Raw genomic sequence first — 15,919 nt, 5'->3', positions numbered from 1 at the left:
AACTATAAAACCAGTTCAAAGAAATTTATATATTTTGTACCAGCTAAAGTTCATTTAATATGATGCTGTTTACTTTGTTGTATCTTATTTTTATCTAAGGGTAAGTCATTCTACTCTATAATTATTGAAATTACAGTAAAAATTAATATGTGTTTTAAAGGATTTATTTATATCATTCAAGAATATTTCATATAAGAAAAAATGAAAAGAAAGGAGATAAAAGGATGAAAAATAAATTCATAGTGCATCCATATATGCCCAATAGTGTACCGGAAACGAAAAAAGAAATGTTAAATGCCTTAAAGGTCGAGAAGGTAGAAGATTTATATAAAGATGTCATTCCTAAGCATTTAAGATTTAAAGGAGAAATGAGGCTTCCTGATCCGATATTTAGCGAGTATGAATTAAAGAAACATGTAGAAAAGATACTTTCAAAAAACATTTCCAGTAGCGATTATATTAGCTTCTTAGGTGCAGGCTGCTATCAGCATTATGTGCCTGCTGTTTGTGATGAAATCAATAGCAGATCTGAATTTTTAACAGCATATTGTGGAGATACATATTCAGATCATGGAAAAATGCAAGCTATATTTGAATATTGCAGCATGATGGCTGAGCTTGTTGATATGGATGTTGTGAGCTATACAAATTATGATGGAGGACAGGCTTCATCTTCTTCTATTCGAATGGCCTTAAGGATAACAGGAAGAAGAGAGGTAATATTACCTAAAATAATGCATCCAGAGATTCTTTCGCAGGTAAGAGATTATTGTAAGCATGTAGCAGATATCAAATTTGTAGATTACGATCCAGTAACTGGTCAAACTGATTTAAAGGATTTAAAGAATAAGATATCTGAAAAAACTGCTGCTATTTATTTAGAAAATCCTTCCTATATTGGTATTCTTGAAGAACATGGTCAAGAAATTGCTGATATGGCCCATGAACATGGTGCATTATTTATTGTTTCTGCAGACCCATCGTCATTGGGGATTTTGGAATCACCAGCTAACTATGGAGCTGACATTGTATGTGGAGATATACAACCATTAGGTATGCACATGCATTATGGTGGAGGCTGTGCTGGCTATATTGCTACACCACAAGAAAAGAAACTCGTACAAGAAATTCCAACCTATTTATATGGAATTACTCTTACCAAGGTTGAAGGAGAGTATGGCTGGGGGAGAGCATTAAATGAAAGATGTTCACATGGTAGTAGAGAAGATGCAAATGAATACTTTGGAACGGAATGCGGTTTGTGGGCAATTACTGCTGGAGTGTATTTAGCACTAATGGGTCCTCGGGGTATGGAAGAGTTAGGTGAAACAATAATCTATAGAGCTAATTATGCAAAGAATCTACTTTCCAAGATCGATGGAGTAAAAGCAGGTATATTTGATTCTAACCATTTTAAAGAATTTGTTGTAAATTTTGATGAGACAGGAAAAACCATAGATGAAATTAATAAGAGATTATTGGATTATGGAATCTTTGGAGGAAAAGATCTTTCAAAGGATTTCCCTGAGCTTGGAAATAGTGCTCTTTATTGTGTTACAGAGATAATTGGAATAGATGAAATAAAAAAACTCGTGGCTGCATTGAAGGAAATTGTTTAAGGGTTAGGCTTTGATATTATTCCATTTATACAGAACTATAGAAGGGATTGATTATTTATGGGAAATGAAAATAATAAAGCAAGAAAGAGAAATTTTCATCAAGCAAGATGGAATGAGCCTATCATAATGGAAATGGGAACAAAAGGAGAGCGGGGCATACTTATTCCAGCAGTAGAGGCAGAGGTAAGGGCTATAACAGGAGAAATTGAGAGCTTGATACCTAAGGGGCTTAGAAGAAAAAAAGCTCCTGCATTGCCAGAAATGTCACAAATGCAAGTACTAAGACATTACCTGCGACTTTCTCAGGAGACAATGGGTGCAGATTTTAATATTGATATTGGACTAGGTACTTGTACTATGAAATATAATCCTAAAATACATGAGGTGTTTGTTCGCTCACATAAAATGACAGATTTACACCCATATCAGGATGAAAGTACAGTTCAAGGGATACTTGAAGTACTTTATAAAATGGGTGAATTTTGTAAAGAAATATCAGGACTAGATACATTTACATTCCAACCTACAGCAGGGACTCAAGCAATTTATTCTAATGCTTCAGTGGTAAGGGCATATCATGAAGATAATGGGGAGGGTGAAGAAAGAGATGAGATAATCACCACAATATTTTCACATCCTGGGAATCCTGCGGCTGCCAGTACAGCAGGGTATAGGGTTATTACTTTAATGCCTGATGAAAGTGGCTTACCAGATTTTGAAGCTTTAGAAGCGATTGTTTCGAATCGTACTGCTGCTCTAATTATTACTAATCCAGAAGATACGGGCATATTTAATCCTCGTATTAAAGAATTTACTGATTTGGTACATTCAGTGGGAGGCCTGTGTATTTATGATCAGGCTAACTTGAATGGTGTATTTGGAATAACGAGGGCAAAAGAAGGCGGTTTTGATATGTGTCATTTTAATTTACACAAAACCTTCTCATCACCCCATGGCAGTCAAGGACCAGGTGCAGGAGCTCAAGGAGTTACAAAAAAATTATCGAAATACCTTCCTACACCCACCATAGAATTTGACGGAGAAAAGTATTATTTCCAGTACAATAGGCCTGATAGTATTGGTAAATTAAGAAAATTCTACGGGGTTCCACCTGTAGTGTTAAGGGCTTATGCATATGTAATGAGCTTAGGAGCTGCTGGATTGAAGGAGGTTGCTGAAATTTCAATATTGAATAATAATTATATGCTTGAGCGTATGCTGAAGGAAATTCCAGGAATAAGTATGCCTATGGCTGAAGGAGTAAGAAGGCTAGAGCAGGCTAGGCTGAGCTGGGAAAAATTAAAGGAAGACACTGGTGTAGGAACAGATGATATTGATAGAAGAATTGTTGATTATGGATTCCAAAGCTATTTTACTAGTCATCATCCCCAGATTATTTCCGAACCATTTACCCCAGAGCCTGTTGAAACCTACTCAAAGGCTGACATTGATGAATATGTAGAAGCATTTAAGGAAATCGCCAATGAGGCCTATTCAACCCCTGAAGTTGTTAAAACAGCCCCCCATAATGCAGCATTATCAACAATAGCAGATCCGGAAGGCTTGGTAAATTACGAGAAATTTGCTTGCACATGGAGAGGCTTTAAGAAATACATTCAACCGTAAAATTAGGAGGCAAATATTTTTATGACTAAAAAAATAGGACTCATTGTAAATCCTGTAGCTGGAATTGGTGGGAGGGCTGGCTTAAAGGGAAGCGATAGCCCGGAAATTATAGAGCTGGCGGCAAAAATGGGGATAGAATCAGAATCTCGAAAAAGGTCAGAAGTAGTCTTAACTGAAATTTATAAATTTAGAGATAAATTTGAGCTAATAGTGGCTCCTGGTGAAATGGGGGAGGATGCAGCAAAAGCAATGGGATTCAACCCAATGATATTGGGGGAAATTAATTCTGGAAGTACAACCTCCAATGATACAGAAAAAATAGCAATGAAAATGATGGACATGGGGGTGGATCTTTTACTATTTGTAGGAGGGGATGGAACAGCACGAAATATTTATAATGCTGTTAACACTTCTATTACTGTTCTAGGAATCCCCTCTGGTGTGAAAATGCACTCCTCGGTTTTTTCAATTACTCCTAAAATTGCTGGAGAACTAATTAGCAAATATTTTCAAAATGGAATGGGAACAAGAGAAGCAGAGGTAATGGATATAGATGAAGAACTATTCCGTCATGGAAAAGTAGTTGCAAGGCTATATGGATATTTAAAGGTTCCCAATTTAGCAAACTTAGTTCAAGGAACTAAAGTAGGGGGAATCGATACTGAAGCTTCAATAATGCAAGGAATAGCTACCACCGTAACAGAAATGATGAAAAGAGACAACGAGTATATTTATATTATTGGACCAGGAACGACTACTAGAGCAATTACAGATAAATTGGATTTAGAGAGTACATTACTTGGGGTGGATGTATTGTACAAGAATAAATTAGTTGCTAAAGATGTAGATGAAATTACAATACTAAACCTTATAAGGGATAAGCCAGCAAAAATAATTGTTACCCCTATTGGAGGACAAGGCTATGTTTTTGGAAGGGGAAATCAGCAAATAAGTTACGATGTAATTAAGCTGGTTGGCAAAAATAACATTATAATTGTGTCAACCATTGAAAAATTAACATCTATAAAAAATAAAACTCTACTGGTTGATACAGGTAGAGAGGATGTAGATAACATGTTGTGTGGGGTATATAGAATTATTACTGGATATAGAAGTGAACATACATATAAGATTAAATAAAAACTAATGAAGAGTGGCTAGTGTAAAAAAAAATTAATAATATTTAATAAATAGCTTTGATGGCTTGAACATATTCATAGTATTAATAGGAATATATATACAAAATAATTAAAAAATGTAAATGAATGTGATTGATTTACCTTAAAGATTACGAAAATATGGAAAAAGTCTACAATAAATTGCTTGAATTTTCCATGAATTTAGAATAAAATAAAAATCAATCATATAAATATTTAGCTATGTAAAAAATAGAGACATCCAAGTTAAATATTACCAAAAAAAAATATTTTTCATATAAATATTTTTATTAAAAAGAAGGATATTTTACAAAAAAATAGAATTATTTGTAATAATAAAATTATTTGTAATAAACACAATAGTTTGCATTTGTTGAAAATTAAAAAATGTTTAAACCTTTATGGTTTAAAATTGAAAAAGTTTTTGATAAAGGTTAATTTTTAAAATTAACCTTTTTATCAAAATATTTAAAAGGAGGAGAAAGAATGAAAAGAAAATTAAGTTTATTACTTTGCTTCGTTTTAGTAGCAGCAGTATTTTTGACCGCATGTGGGGGCGGTACAACTACTGAAGCTCCAGAAGCACCAGAAGGTCAAGGTGGAGAAACTCAACCACCACAAGTAGCTGAAGATAATCCCTTCTATAGTGAATATGTTACTTTTATTAGGGGTGCTGGAAATCCCAATAACCCTGCTACAAGAAGAGGCGACGCTTCAAACACTATAGTTATTGGAATGCAAAATGGTAACGATGAGTTTTTACCAGTATATTACAGCTCTGTATACGATGGATATGTTTCTAAAGCCACTTTTGATGGGTTACTAACAAACAATGCTGCTGGGGAGTACATTCCTGAAATAGCTGAGAGCTGGAAGATTTCTGAAGATGGCAGAACATATACCTTCAAATTAAGAGAAGATGTATACTTCCATGATGGTGTACAGCTAACTTCAAAGGATGTTGCCTTCACCTTTACAATTTATGCTGATCCCGGATATACCGGTCGTTACTACACCAGCGTAGGCGCATTCCTTCAGGGCTATGAAGATTATAAAGAAGGGGATGCTGAAACATTAGAAGCCATCAATATTATTGATGACTTTAATATCTCAATAACATTTAAAGAAAAAATGGCTAATCATTATGGTAGACTGATCTATGGTATTATGCCAGAGCATTATTATGGCGGCTTTGAAAAGGGTAACGCTGATGCAGCATTAAAGCCAAAGCAGCAGGATTTAATGGGATCTGGGCCATATCAATTTGTAAGACATGAGCCTACTCAATTTACTGAATTTAAAAGATTCGACGAATACATAAAAGGAACACCTCCAACAGAAAGAATTATATACAGATATACCTCTGCTGACACCTATATGATGGAGCTGGAAGCAGGATCAATTGATATTCAGTTACAGGTAAATGCAAATGCAGATAACATGGCACAAATAGAGCCTATGGGCTTTATTGATATAGTTTCATTCCCTGCCAATTCTTATCAATATATGGGCTTTAATATGAGGAATGAAATATTGGGGGATAAAAACGTTCGTCATGCCTTAACCTACGGTTTAAACCGTCAGCAATTTGTAGACGTATTTTTTACGGGCTATGGAAATGTTGCAACAATGCCATTTTCACAGGTATCATGGGTTAATACAGATAGAGTTGCAAGAGAGGTAAATCGATATGAATACAGCCAGGAAAAAGCTATAGAATTACTTGAAGCATCTGGCTGGATGCCAGGAGCAGATGGAATTAGAGAAAAAGATGGTAAGAAGCTATCCTTTGTTTGGGATGTTGCTACTGATAGTCAATATTATGAAACCTTAATTCCAATGCTTATTGCTGATTGGAAAAAAATAGGTGTAGATGTAAGACCTAACCTTATGGACTTTGGTGCATTGGTTGACCATATTTATAAGGGTAGAGAGTTTGATGTCTACACCATGGGTTGGAGGATGGTAATAGATCCGGGTGCTGGCCGTACAACCTTCCATACAGCTGGTGATGTTATAGACGGAAATAATAGTATTGGATACAACAATCCAAGAGTTAACGAGCTTTATGACCTTGGAGATAAAGAGATGGACTTCGACAAGAGAGTTGCCATCTATGAAGAAATTGCATTACTTATTAATGAAGATGCACCATATATCTTCCTTACTCAACAGGCCAATTGGGACGTAGTAAATCAAAGAATTAAAGGTATGGATTTAAGCCCATATGTTGAAATACCTTATGTACTACATCAATTAGAAATAGTACAGTAGGATATTTAACATTACAATAAACAGCAGATCAGGCCCGGTATTATGCCGGGTTTGTATCTGCAAATAGATAGGAGGTAAATTATGTTAAGGTATTTGGCAAGAAGAATATTACACATGATTCCAGTAATGATAATAATTTCCATATGCATATTCACAATAATAAAACTTACCCCTGGTAGTCCTGTGGGCTTAAATCTTGATCCGGAAATGACAGCGGAGCAAAGACAAGCAGAATATGAAAGATTGGGCTTGCATTTACCTCTGCCGGTTCAATATGTCAATTGGGTTGGAAGAAGTTTAAATGGAGACTTTGGACCATCATCCTTGTACAATAGACCAGTTTCAGAGATTGTACCTAAATATGTTTGGAATAGCTTTAAGCTCAATGTTTTAGTTTTTATTTTTGCCTTTCTTTTATCAGTACCCATTGGAATTATATGTGCGGTGAAGCAATATTCCTTTACAGATAATTTTTGGACTGTATTCTCTCTGTTTGGAATATCAATGCCCTCATTCTTTTTTGGTCTTTTATTAATATATTTCTTTGCAGCAAAGCTGGGTTGGTTCCCAATAAGCGGAATGATGACGGCAGGGTCTAACCTTACAGGTATGGCAAATGTTCTAGATCAATTAAGGCATATGATTTTGCCAGCAACGGTACTTACCATTGGAAGCTTAGCAAGCTTAGTTCGATATACAAGAACCAGCATGCTTGACATAATAAAACAAGATTATATAAGAACAGCCCGTTCAAAGGGTTTAACAGAAAAGGTGGTTATTTATCGCCATGCCTTCCGAAATGCCATGCTGCCCATAGTAACCTTAATAGGCTTTTGGGTGCCACAGCTATTCAGTGGAGCAGTTATATTGGAAACTGTATTTAATTGGCCTGGAATAGGACAGATTATGTTAAATGCAATAAACTTTAGAGACTATAACTTAATGATGGCAACATTATTACTTTTTGCAGTATTAACTCTATTGGGAAATCTATTGGCCGACATAGGCTATGCAGTAGTTGATCCAAGAATTAAGGTAGAATAGGAGGTTAGACAATGGACACGAAGGTTATTGTTGAAGAATCCCAAGAACTGCAGAACATAACCAAGGAGGAATCAGTAGGTCCTTGGAAAATGGTTTGGCTACGATTTAAGAAGAAAAAAATTGCTTTAACAGGAGTTATTATTCTTATAATATTAGTTTTAAGTGCAGTATTTGCTCCATTTTTAACCCCCTACAGTCCAGATGAAATGAATTTCTCCAATGTAAATGCTGCCCCCTCCAGACAAAATTGGATGGGTACAGATAATTTAGGAAGGGACTATTTCACCCGTTTGCTATACGGTGGTAGGGTATCTTTAATGGTTGGGGTTATATCAGCCTTTATTAGTGTTACCTTAGGCTCAACCATAGGAGGCATTGCAGGATTCTTTGGTGGCAGAGTGGATAATATATTAATGCGTTTTGCAGAAATTGTTATGTCATTTCCATTTTTGCCGTTGGCCATTACAATTTCAGCTGTTGTTGGTGCAAATGTGGCACCTGAAACAAAGATGTATATAGTTATGATGATAATTGGATGCCTCAGTTGGCCTGGACTATCTCGTATAGTGAGGGGACAAATACTTTCATTAAAGGAACAGGAATTTGTATTGGCAGCAAAGGCCTTAGGAATTCCAAATTATAAAATAATATTAAAGCATTTAATTCCCAATACCATAGGATATATAATTGTTTCGGCAGCATTGTCAATGGCAAATGCAATAATGGCAGAATCTGGTCTATCCTTTCTTGGTTTGGGAGTAGTGCCTCCAACACCAACTTGGGGTAATATGGTACAGCATGCAAGAAACCTTCATGTATTAAGAACAAGACCTTGGCTATGGATACCACCTGGAGTGGCTATACTTTTAGCAGTTATGAGTATTAACCTATTGGGCGACGGTCTGAGGGATGCCATAGACCCTAAGTCAAATAACTAGGAGGTGGAAAAAGTGAGTAATAATGTATTAGAGGTAAAAAATCTAAAAACATATTTTTATACTGATAAGGGTGTTGTAAAAGCTGTAGATGGTGTGGATTTTACTATTGAATATGGGAAAACATTGGGAATCGTTGGAGAATCAGGCTGTGGTAAAAGCATTACCTCAATGTCTGTTTTGAGACTTATTCCAACTCCGCCAGGAAAAATTGAAGATGGAGAAGTAATATTTGAAGGAAGGGACCTTTTAAAGGTTTCTGAAAAAGAGATTAGAAGTATTAGGGGAAATGACATATCTATGATATTTCAAGAACCCATGACTTCACTTAACCCCGTTTTCACGGTGGGTGATCAAATTATGGAAGCCATAATCCTTCATCAAAAGCTATCGGAAGAAGAAGCTAGAAAAAAGGCTATAGAAATGATAAATTTAGTTAATATTCCTAGGGCTGATAAAATTGTTGATGAATATCCACATCAATTAAGTGGGGGTATGAGACAAAGGGTTATGATTGCAATGGCTTTAGCCTGTATGCCAAAGCTATTGATTGCTGATGAACCTACCACCGCTCTAGACGTTACAATACAAGCACAGGTTTTAGAAATAATGAATGACCTTAAAGAAAAGCTAAATACAGCTATTATGCTTATTACCCATGATCTAGGTGTTATTGCAGAGATGGCTGATCATGTTATAGTTATGTACTGTGGCAAGGTAGTTGAGGAAGCACCAGTACAAGAATTATTTGATAATCCAAAGCATCCCTATACTCAAGGCCTATTAAATTCTAAGCCAAGTATTGTAGAAAATAAAAACAGACTTGAAAGTATAAGAGGTACTGTTCCAAATCCACGACTATTGCCAAAGGGGTGTTACTTTAATCCCCGTTGTAAATATGCTGTTGATAAATGCAGACAAGAACAGCCTACATTGGAAGAAATTACTACAGGCCATAAAGTCAGCTGTTTTGTTGCATGTAAGGAGGTGGAATAATGACAACTCCATTACTAGAGGTGAAAAACCTAAAAAAATACTTTCCTATTCATAAAGGTTTTCTTAGAAGGCATGTGGGAGACGTAAAGGCAGTAGAGAATGTTTCATTTATTCTTAAAGCTGGCGAAACATTAGGTCTTGTTGGAGAATCTGGATGTGGAAAATCTACAACAGGTAGGACGTTATTAAGACTTGTCGAAGCCACTGCAGGTGAGGTAAAATATAATGGAATAGATGTTTTAAACGCCAAAGCTAACGACTTAAGAAAGCTTCGTAGAGAAATGCAAATTATCTTTCAAGATCCATATAGTTCGTTAAATCCAAGAATAACAATTGGTGAAGCTGTTGGAGAAGCATTACGTGAGCATAATCTTTATAAGGGAGCAGCCCTTAAAGAAAGAATTCAAGAGGTTATAGAGATTTGTGGATTGGCAGATTATCATGTTAATAGATATCCCCATGAATTTTCTGGTGGACAAAGGCAAAGAATAGGCATAGCTAGAGCACTAGCACTTGATCCTTCATTTATAGTAGCAGATGAACCAGTATCAGCTCTAGATGTTTCTATTCAAGCCCAAATTATTAATTTAATGATGGATCTACAAGAGCAACTTGGATTATCCTATTTATTTATATCCCATGACCTCAGTGTTGTTAAGCATATAAGTGATAGGGTAGGGGTAATGTACTTAGGAGATATCGTTGAATTGGCCAATAAAAATGATCTATATGATACTCCTTTGCATCCCTATACAAAGGCTCTACTATCAGCTATACCAGTACCTGACCCTAAGATGAAGCGTAATATTATTATATTGAAGGGTGATATACCAAGTCCATCGAATCCACCGTCTGGATGTAAATTCCATACTAGATGTCCAATTGCTCAAGACATCTGTAAAGAAGAGGCGCCAGAATTCAAGGAGTACGCAAAGCAGCATTTTGCAGCGTGTCACTTAATTGATAAGTAGAATTAGAAAGGATAAGTTAAGTGAATAAAAAAAGAAAAAGAATAATAGAAGATATGTACGAACAAGTAAAGAATAGTAATAAAGACCATTGCTCACCTACGGATGATGATAGGATCGAAGCTACATGGCATGATATTTTGGCAATGATTATAGCGGCATTTCAAGTAATATTTCCGATAATTATTGTTGGTATAGCTGTTCTTGGAGGTCTTTTATGGCTTATGATGAGGCTGTGGAGATAGATATATAACTACTCTCATCTAATTAGACTTAAACCCAGTCAATTTCCAGTGTTAAAGCTGTATTGACTGGGCTTTTAATGTATAAAAAAAATTATTTAGTACGCAATCGGCTTTAGTAGTACAAAATTTTAATAGGAATATATCTTTATTTTTGGTAAAATGGAAATGATAGGTATACTAAGCTAAAGGAGGTATTAACAATTGATAAAGCTAGAAAAATTAAACGATCACTTAGCGCTAATTACATTATCAAGACCTGAGGCACTAAATGCACTTAACCTGCAAATGCTAAATAGATTAAATGAGATTATCGATGAAGTTATGTCTGATAAGACTATTAAAGTAGTTATATTGACTGGTGAGGGAAAAGCATTTGTAGCAGGAGCAGATATTGAAGAAATGCTAAATATGAAACCCCATGAAGCCAGAGAGTTTTCATTACAAGGACAAGCATTATTTAGAAAAATAGAAACAATGGAAAAACCAGTTATAGCTGCTGTTAATGGATTCGCTTTAGGTGGAGGCTGTGAGCTAATGATGTCATGTGATATTCGCATTGCTTCTGAAAAAAGCAAATTTGGACAGCCAGAAGTAGGCCTTGGAATTCCTCCTGGATTTGCGGGTACACAACGATTACCACGAATAGTTGGTATGGCAAAGGCAAAAGAACTGATTTTTACTGGAGATATTATTAATGCGGAAGAAGCAAAGAAAATACTTTTAATAAATCATGTGGTGAAGCCAGAGGAATTATTACCTTTCTCTATTGAAATGGCAAATAAAATAATTAGTAAAAGCTCTACTGCTGTTAACTATAGTAAAGCAGCAATTAACCAGGGTACAGAAATAAGTATGGAAAAAGCATCAGAAATAGAAGCAAATCTGTTCGCCCTTTGCTTCGCCTCAGAAGATCAAAAAGAAGGTATGGCTGCATTTTTAGAAAAGAGAAAGCCTAACTTTGAAAGATAGGTAAGAGTTAAGAATTGAGAATTGAAAATGGAAAAGAATTAAGAATTAAGAGTTAAGAGTTAAGAGTATATAAAATGAAATGTTGAATGTTGAATGTTGAATGTTGAATGTTGAATGTTGAATGGAAAAAATAAAAACAATAAACCAATAAAACAATATAAACATTAAAAACAATAAAAACAATAAAAACAATAATAAAGAATAGCTACCTATGTAATGTTGATGAAGTAAAATTACTTAATAAGAAATTAAAAGAGGGAGGATACAAACTATGAAAAAAATCGGTGTAATTGGTGCAGGTACTATGGGAAATGGTATTGCTCAGGTATTAGCTCAAGGTGGATTCAATGTTGTATTGAGAGATCTTAAGCATGCTTCACTGGAAATAGCTATGACACAAATTGATAAAAACTTTAATCGTATGATAGAAAAAGGTAAGCTTTCAGAAACTGAAAAGCAGCAGGCATTGAATAACATATACACAACAATTGAGATATTAGATCTTAAGGATTGTGATATGATAATAGAGGCAGCAACAGAAAGTATTGAAGTAAAAAAACGTATTTTTCAAGAGCTAGATAAAATTTGTGATGAAAAGACAATTTTAGCTACAAATACATCATCATTATCTATTACAGAACTGGCTAGTGCAACACAGCATCCTCAAAGGGTTATAGGTATGCATTTTTTTAATCCAGTACCAGTCATGAAACTTGTTGAAATCATTAAGGGTATGATTACAGATGAAGAGGTTGTAAACTCAGTTATTGAATTATCCAAGGCTCTAGGAAAAACGCCAGTAAGGGTTGAAGAAGCACCAGGATTTGTTGTTAATAGGATATTAATTCCTATGATTAATGAAGCCGTAGGAGTTTTTGCAGATGGAGTTGCAAGTCCTAATGAAATAGATGAAGCAATGAAACTGGGAGCTAACCATCCTATTGGACCATTGGCTTTGGCAGATTTAATAGGTCTCGATGTTTGTCTTGCAATCATGGAGGTATTGTATAATGAGTTTGCCGATTCCAAGTATCGCCCTCATCCTATGCTTAAAAAATATGTAAGAGCAGGACACTTAGGAAGGAAAACAAATAAGGGATTCTTTAACTATTAATTATATGTATAAAGTATACAGTATCATATATAATTCTGTAGCTGTTTTTATATAAGTTGTCATAAGGCTATGGAAACACGTGAAAACTAATAAAAATCTAGGGATTATATATAAATAAGTTATGAAAGAATTAAGACTATTCCGACACAAAATTATTAAATAAATTTAAAATCTCTTCATTTCTATTGAAAGTAAGGTCCCACTGATTATATAATATTCATATAATTTAAACGATTAGTTGGTTATTATATGTAAATATTATATAAACTTCAATCGTTTAACATTTTTTGCCCAAAAGGCAAAGATATAAAAATATAAGGGGGAAAAACAATGTTCAAAAGCAAAAAACTATTGGTTTTATTGAGTATGGTTTTAGTATTCGCTTTATTTGCAGTTGGTTGTAGTCAACCTGCTGACACAACACCAGATGGAGACACTGAGCAACCAGCTGGAGATGTAACAGTAAAAGATACTTTAATCGTAGCACAAGGTGGAGACCCAGCATCATTAGACCCACATGCAACAAATGATCAACCTTCAGCAAGAGTAATGAAGCACATCTATAACACACTAGTTACTCAAAATCAACAAATGGAAGTTGTGCCTGCTTTAGCTGAATCATGGGAAGTTATTGACGACTTAACCTATGAATTCAAGTTAAGACAAGACGTTAAGTTCCATAATGGCGAAGATTTTACAGCTAATGATGTTAAGTTTACATTATTAAGAGCTAAAGAATCTAACCATATTGGACATATTGTTGGTGCAATTGACCCAGAAGGCATAGAAATTATTGATGATTATACAATCAGAATTTCTACAGAAAAGCCTTTTGCTCCTTTATTAGCTCACTTATCTCATACAGCATCTTCAATCTTAAATGAAAAGGCTGTTACAGAAGGTGGAGAAGATTATGGACAAAATCCAGTTGGAACAGGACCATTTAAGTTCGTAAACTGGGTTACAGGTGACTCTATTGAGTTAGAGAGATATGATGGATACCATGATGGACCAGCTAAGATGGCTAAGGTTACATTTAGAGCAATTGTAGAAAACACTACAAGAACTATCGAGCTTGAAACTGGTGGAATTGACATAGCTTATGATATTCAACCACAAGACGTAAGTAGAGTTGAAGGAAACAGTGACTTAAATCTAATAAGAGGCGAATCCTTTACAACAGGTTATATTGGATTTAATGCAGCTAAGAAGCCTTTTGACGATGTAAGAGTACGTCAAGCAATCAACTATGCAATAGATATCGATTCAATTGTTGAAGCGGTATTCCAAGGTGTTGGTACACCTGCTAAAGGACCATTAGGACCAAATGTATGGGCATCTCATCAAGGATTAGAGCCATACGGTTATAATGTTGAAAAAGCGAAGGAATTAATGGCAGAAGCTGGTTTAGCAGATGGATTCAAAACAACTATCTGGACAAATGAAAACCAACAAAGAATGGATATTTCTGAAATAATTCAAAATCAATTACGTGCTATTAATATCGATGTAGAAGTTAAAGTTATGGAATGGGGAGCATATCTAGACGGTACAGCTGCTGGTGAGCATGATATGTTTATCCTTGGATGGGTAACAGTTACAGGTGACCCTGACTATGGTTTATATGCATTATTCCACTCTGCACAGCATGGAGCAGCTGGAAATAGAACATTCTACACTAACACAAGGGTAGATGAATTATTAGATTCAGCTAGAGTTGAGACTGATCCTTCAATGAGAGAGAAATTCTATCTTGAAGCACAAGAGATTATTAGAAATGATGCACCATGGATATTTAATAATAATGGTGAGAACATTGATGGATTAAGAAAGAATGTTAAGGGATATATGCAACATCCAGCAGGACATCATTACCTTTATAATGTTTACTTTGAATAAATAATTGAAGATAAAATTTGATTTTTGTTCAAGATGTTAGACTTATAATTAATATAGGGTCATAGTTTTATGGCCCTATATTAAATTAAAGAATTATAGTTTAGGGAAGGAGGATTTTTGTGCACAAATATATAATTAGACGACTTCTCCTATTGATTCCTGTAATGTTGGGGGTAACTTTTATAATTTTCACAATGATGTATTTTACTCCTGGTGACCCAGCAAGAATCATGCTTGGAGAATCAGCTCCAGAGTCAGAGGTAATAAAGCTTAGAGAAGATCTAGGGCTAAATGATCCATATCTAGTTCAATTTGGTCGATATATTAAAAATGCAGTTGTTCATCAAGATATAGGTCGTTCTTATACTACAAGAAGACCAGTAGTAGATGAAATTATGGCTCGTTTCCCTGCAACTTTAAAGCTGGCTGCAATGGGAGCTTTTGTGGCTGTTGCATTGGGTATACCTACTGGAATAATATCTGCTACCAAGCAATATTCCTTATTTGACAACATTGCAATGGTACTTGCTTTAATTGGAGTATCAATGCCTAACTTCTGGCAGGGGTTAATGATGATGCTGGTATTTTCAGTTTATCTGGGGTGGTTTCCAGCCTCTGGTTTTACTTCACCAAAGCATTGGGTTTTACCTGCCCTAACCATTGGTACATCGTCCGCGGCAATTATAACACGTATGACCCGCTCAAGTATGCTTGAAGTTATCCGTCAAGATTATATTCGTACTGCACGGGCAAAGGGACAGGTGGAATCAGTAGTAATCAACCAGCATGCCCTTAAAAATGCACTTATACCAGTTATTACTGTTATTGGGCTGCAATTTGGATTCTTACTTGGAGGAGCAGTATTGACAGAAACAATATTTGCAATTCCTGGAGTAGGCAGGTTAATGATAGAATCCATTTTCCGAAGAGATTTTCCGATTGTTCAAGGCGCAGTTCTATTCATAGCAGTATCCTTTAGTATTGTTAACCTATTTGTAGATATTTTATATGCCTTCGTTGATCCAAGAATTAAATCCCAATACAAATAAACATTTGAAAGTGTTGAAAAGGAG

13 protein-coding genes are annotated in these 15,919 nt (G+C 35.2%); all 13 read left to right on the top strand.

Annotated features, from left to right (window positions below; all coding sequences use genetic code 11):
- Positions 1-224 precede the first annotated feature (224 nt).
- A complete protein-coding gene (gene gcvPA, locus BLP68_RS02090) occupies positions 225-1,619 on the top strand; it encodes an aminomethyl-transferring glycine dehydrogenase subunit GcvPA (protein ID WP_091539452.1) in 1,395 nt (464 codons plus the stop codon).
- Positions 1,620-1,676: 57 nt separating this feature from the next.
- Positions 1,677-3,245: an aminomethyl-transferring glycine dehydrogenase subunit GcvPB gene (gene gcvPB / locus BLP68_RS02085; RefSeq protein ID WP_091539450.1), complete on the top strand. Its 1,569-nt coding sequence runs from the start codon at positions 1,677-1,679 to the stop codon at positions 3,243-3,245.
- Positions 3,246-3,266: 21 nt separating this feature from the next.
- Positions 3,267-4,385: an ATP-NAD kinase family protein gene (locus BLP68_RS02080; RefSeq protein WP_091539448.1), complete on the top strand. Its 1,119-nt coding sequence runs from the start codon at positions 3,267-3,269 to the stop codon at positions 4,383-4,385.
- Between the two features lie 503 nt (positions 4,386-4,888).
- A complete protein-coding gene (locus BLP68_RS02075; RefSeq protein WP_091539447.1) occupies positions 4,889-6,676 on the top strand; it encodes an ABC transporter substrate-binding protein in 1,788 nt (595 codons plus the stop codon).
- 81 nt (positions 6,677-6,757) lie between these two features.
- Complete coding sequence (locus BLP68_RS02070; RefSeq protein WP_091539444.1) at positions 6,758-7,720, top strand: ABC transporter permease; 963 nt, start codon at positions 6,758-6,760, stop codon at positions 7,718-7,720.
- 11 nt (positions 7,721-7,731) lie between these two features.
- Positions 7,732-8,658, top strand: a complete 927-nt coding sequence (gene opp4C / locus BLP68_RS02065) for an oligopeptide ABC transporter permease (RefSeq protein ID WP_091539442.1) — start codon at positions 7,732-7,734, stop codon at positions 8,656-8,658.
- A gap of 12 nt (positions 8,659-8,670) precedes the next feature.
- Positions 8,671-9,651 (top strand): ABC transporter ATP-binding protein, encoded by a 981-nt coding sequence (locus BLP68_RS02060; protein ID WP_091539440.1) that lies wholly within the window; start codon positions 8,671-8,673, stop codon positions 9,649-9,651.
- The gene (locus BLP68_RS02055) at positions 9,651-10,622 is read left to right on the top strand and encodes an ABC transporter ATP-binding protein (RefSeq protein ID WP_091539437.1); all 972 of its coding nucleotides are present in this window, start codon (positions 9,651-9,653) and stop codon (positions 10,620-10,622) included. The genes BLP68_RS02060 and BLP68_RS02055 overlap by 1 nt, the downstream gene beginning before the upstream one ends.
- A 20-nt stretch (positions 10,623-10,642) precedes the next feature.
- Positions 10,643-10,864 carry a hypothetical protein gene (locus tag BLP68_RS02050; RefSeq protein WP_091539434.1) on the top strand — a complete coding sequence of 74 codons (222 nt, stop codon included), beginning with the start codon at positions 10,643-10,645 and terminating at the stop codon, positions 10,862-10,864.
- A 201-nt stretch (positions 10,865-11,065) separates the two neighbouring features.
- Positions 11,066-11,833, top strand: coding sequence for an enoyl-CoA hydratase-related protein (locus BLP68_RS02045; protein WP_091539432.1), 768 nt, complete (start codon positions 11,066-11,068; stop codon positions 11,831-11,833).
- A 271-nt stretch (positions 11,834-12,104) separates the two neighbouring features.
- Positions 12,105-12,947 carry a 3-hydroxybutyryl-CoA dehydrogenase gene (locus BLP68_RS02040; protein WP_091539430.1) on the top strand — a complete coding sequence of 281 codons (843 nt, stop codon included), beginning with the start codon at positions 12,105-12,107 and terminating at the stop codon, positions 12,945-12,947.
- 330 nt (positions 12,948-13,277) lie between these two features.
- Positions 13,278-14,846 carry a glutathione ABC transporter substrate-binding protein gene (locus BLP68_RS02035; protein WP_091539428.1) on the top strand — a complete coding sequence of 523 codons (1,569 nt, stop codon included), beginning with the start codon at positions 13,278-13,280 and terminating at the stop codon, positions 14,844-14,846.
- A 119-nt stretch (positions 14,847-14,965) separates the two neighbouring features.
- On the top strand, positions 14,966-15,895 hold the full coding sequence (gene nikB / locus BLP68_RS02030) for a nickel ABC transporter permease (protein WP_091539426.1): 930 nt from the start codon (positions 14,966-14,968) through the stop codon (positions 15,893-15,895).
- The last annotated feature ends 24 nt before the right edge of the window (positions 15,896-15,919 follow it).

It is taken from the genome of Alkaliphilus peptidifermentans DSM 18978, assembly GCF_900101495.1.
GTDB classification, from domain to species: domain Bacteria; phylum Bacillota; class Clostridia; order Peptostreptococcales; family Natronincolaceae; genus Alkaliphilus_C; species Alkaliphilus_C peptidifermentans.
Note: the sequence above shows the minus strand (reverse complement) of the source record. Positions and strands in the feature narration are given on the sequence as shown.

Coding starts and splice junctions, on each gene's coding strand:
- BLP68_RS02075 (WP_091539447.1), top strand. CDS start 4,889: ATGAAAAGAAAATTAAGTTTATTACTTTGCTTCGTTTTAGTAGCAGCA.
- BLP68_RS02035 (WP_091539428.1), top strand. CDS start 13,278: ATGTTCAAAAGCAAAAAACTATTGGTTTTATTGAGTATGGTTTTAGTA.
- gcvPB (WP_091539450.1), top strand. CDS start 1,677: ATGGGAAATGAAAATAATAAAGCAAGAAAGAGAAATTTTCATCAAGCA.
- opp4C (WP_091539442.1), top strand. CDS start 7,732: ATGGACACGAAGGTTATTGTTGAAGAATCCCAAGAACTGCAGAACATA.
- BLP68_RS02070 (WP_091539444.1), top strand. CDS start 6,758: ATGTTAAGGTATTTGGCAAGAAGAATATTACACATGATTCCAGTAATG.
- BLP68_RS02080 (WP_091539448.1), top strand. CDS start 3,267: ATGACTAAAAAAATAGGACTCATTGTAAATCCTGTAGCTGGAATTGGT.
- BLP68_RS02040 (WP_091539430.1), top strand. CDS start 12,105: ATGAAAAAAATCGGTGTAATTGGTGCAGGTACTATGGGAAATGGTATT.
- gcvPA (WP_091539452.1), top strand. CDS start 225: ATGAAAAATAAATTCATAGTGCATCCATATATGCCCAATAGTGTACCG.
- BLP68_RS02055 (WP_091539437.1), top strand. CDS start 9,651: ATGACAACTCCATTACTAGAGGTGAAAAACCTAAAAAAATACTTTCCT.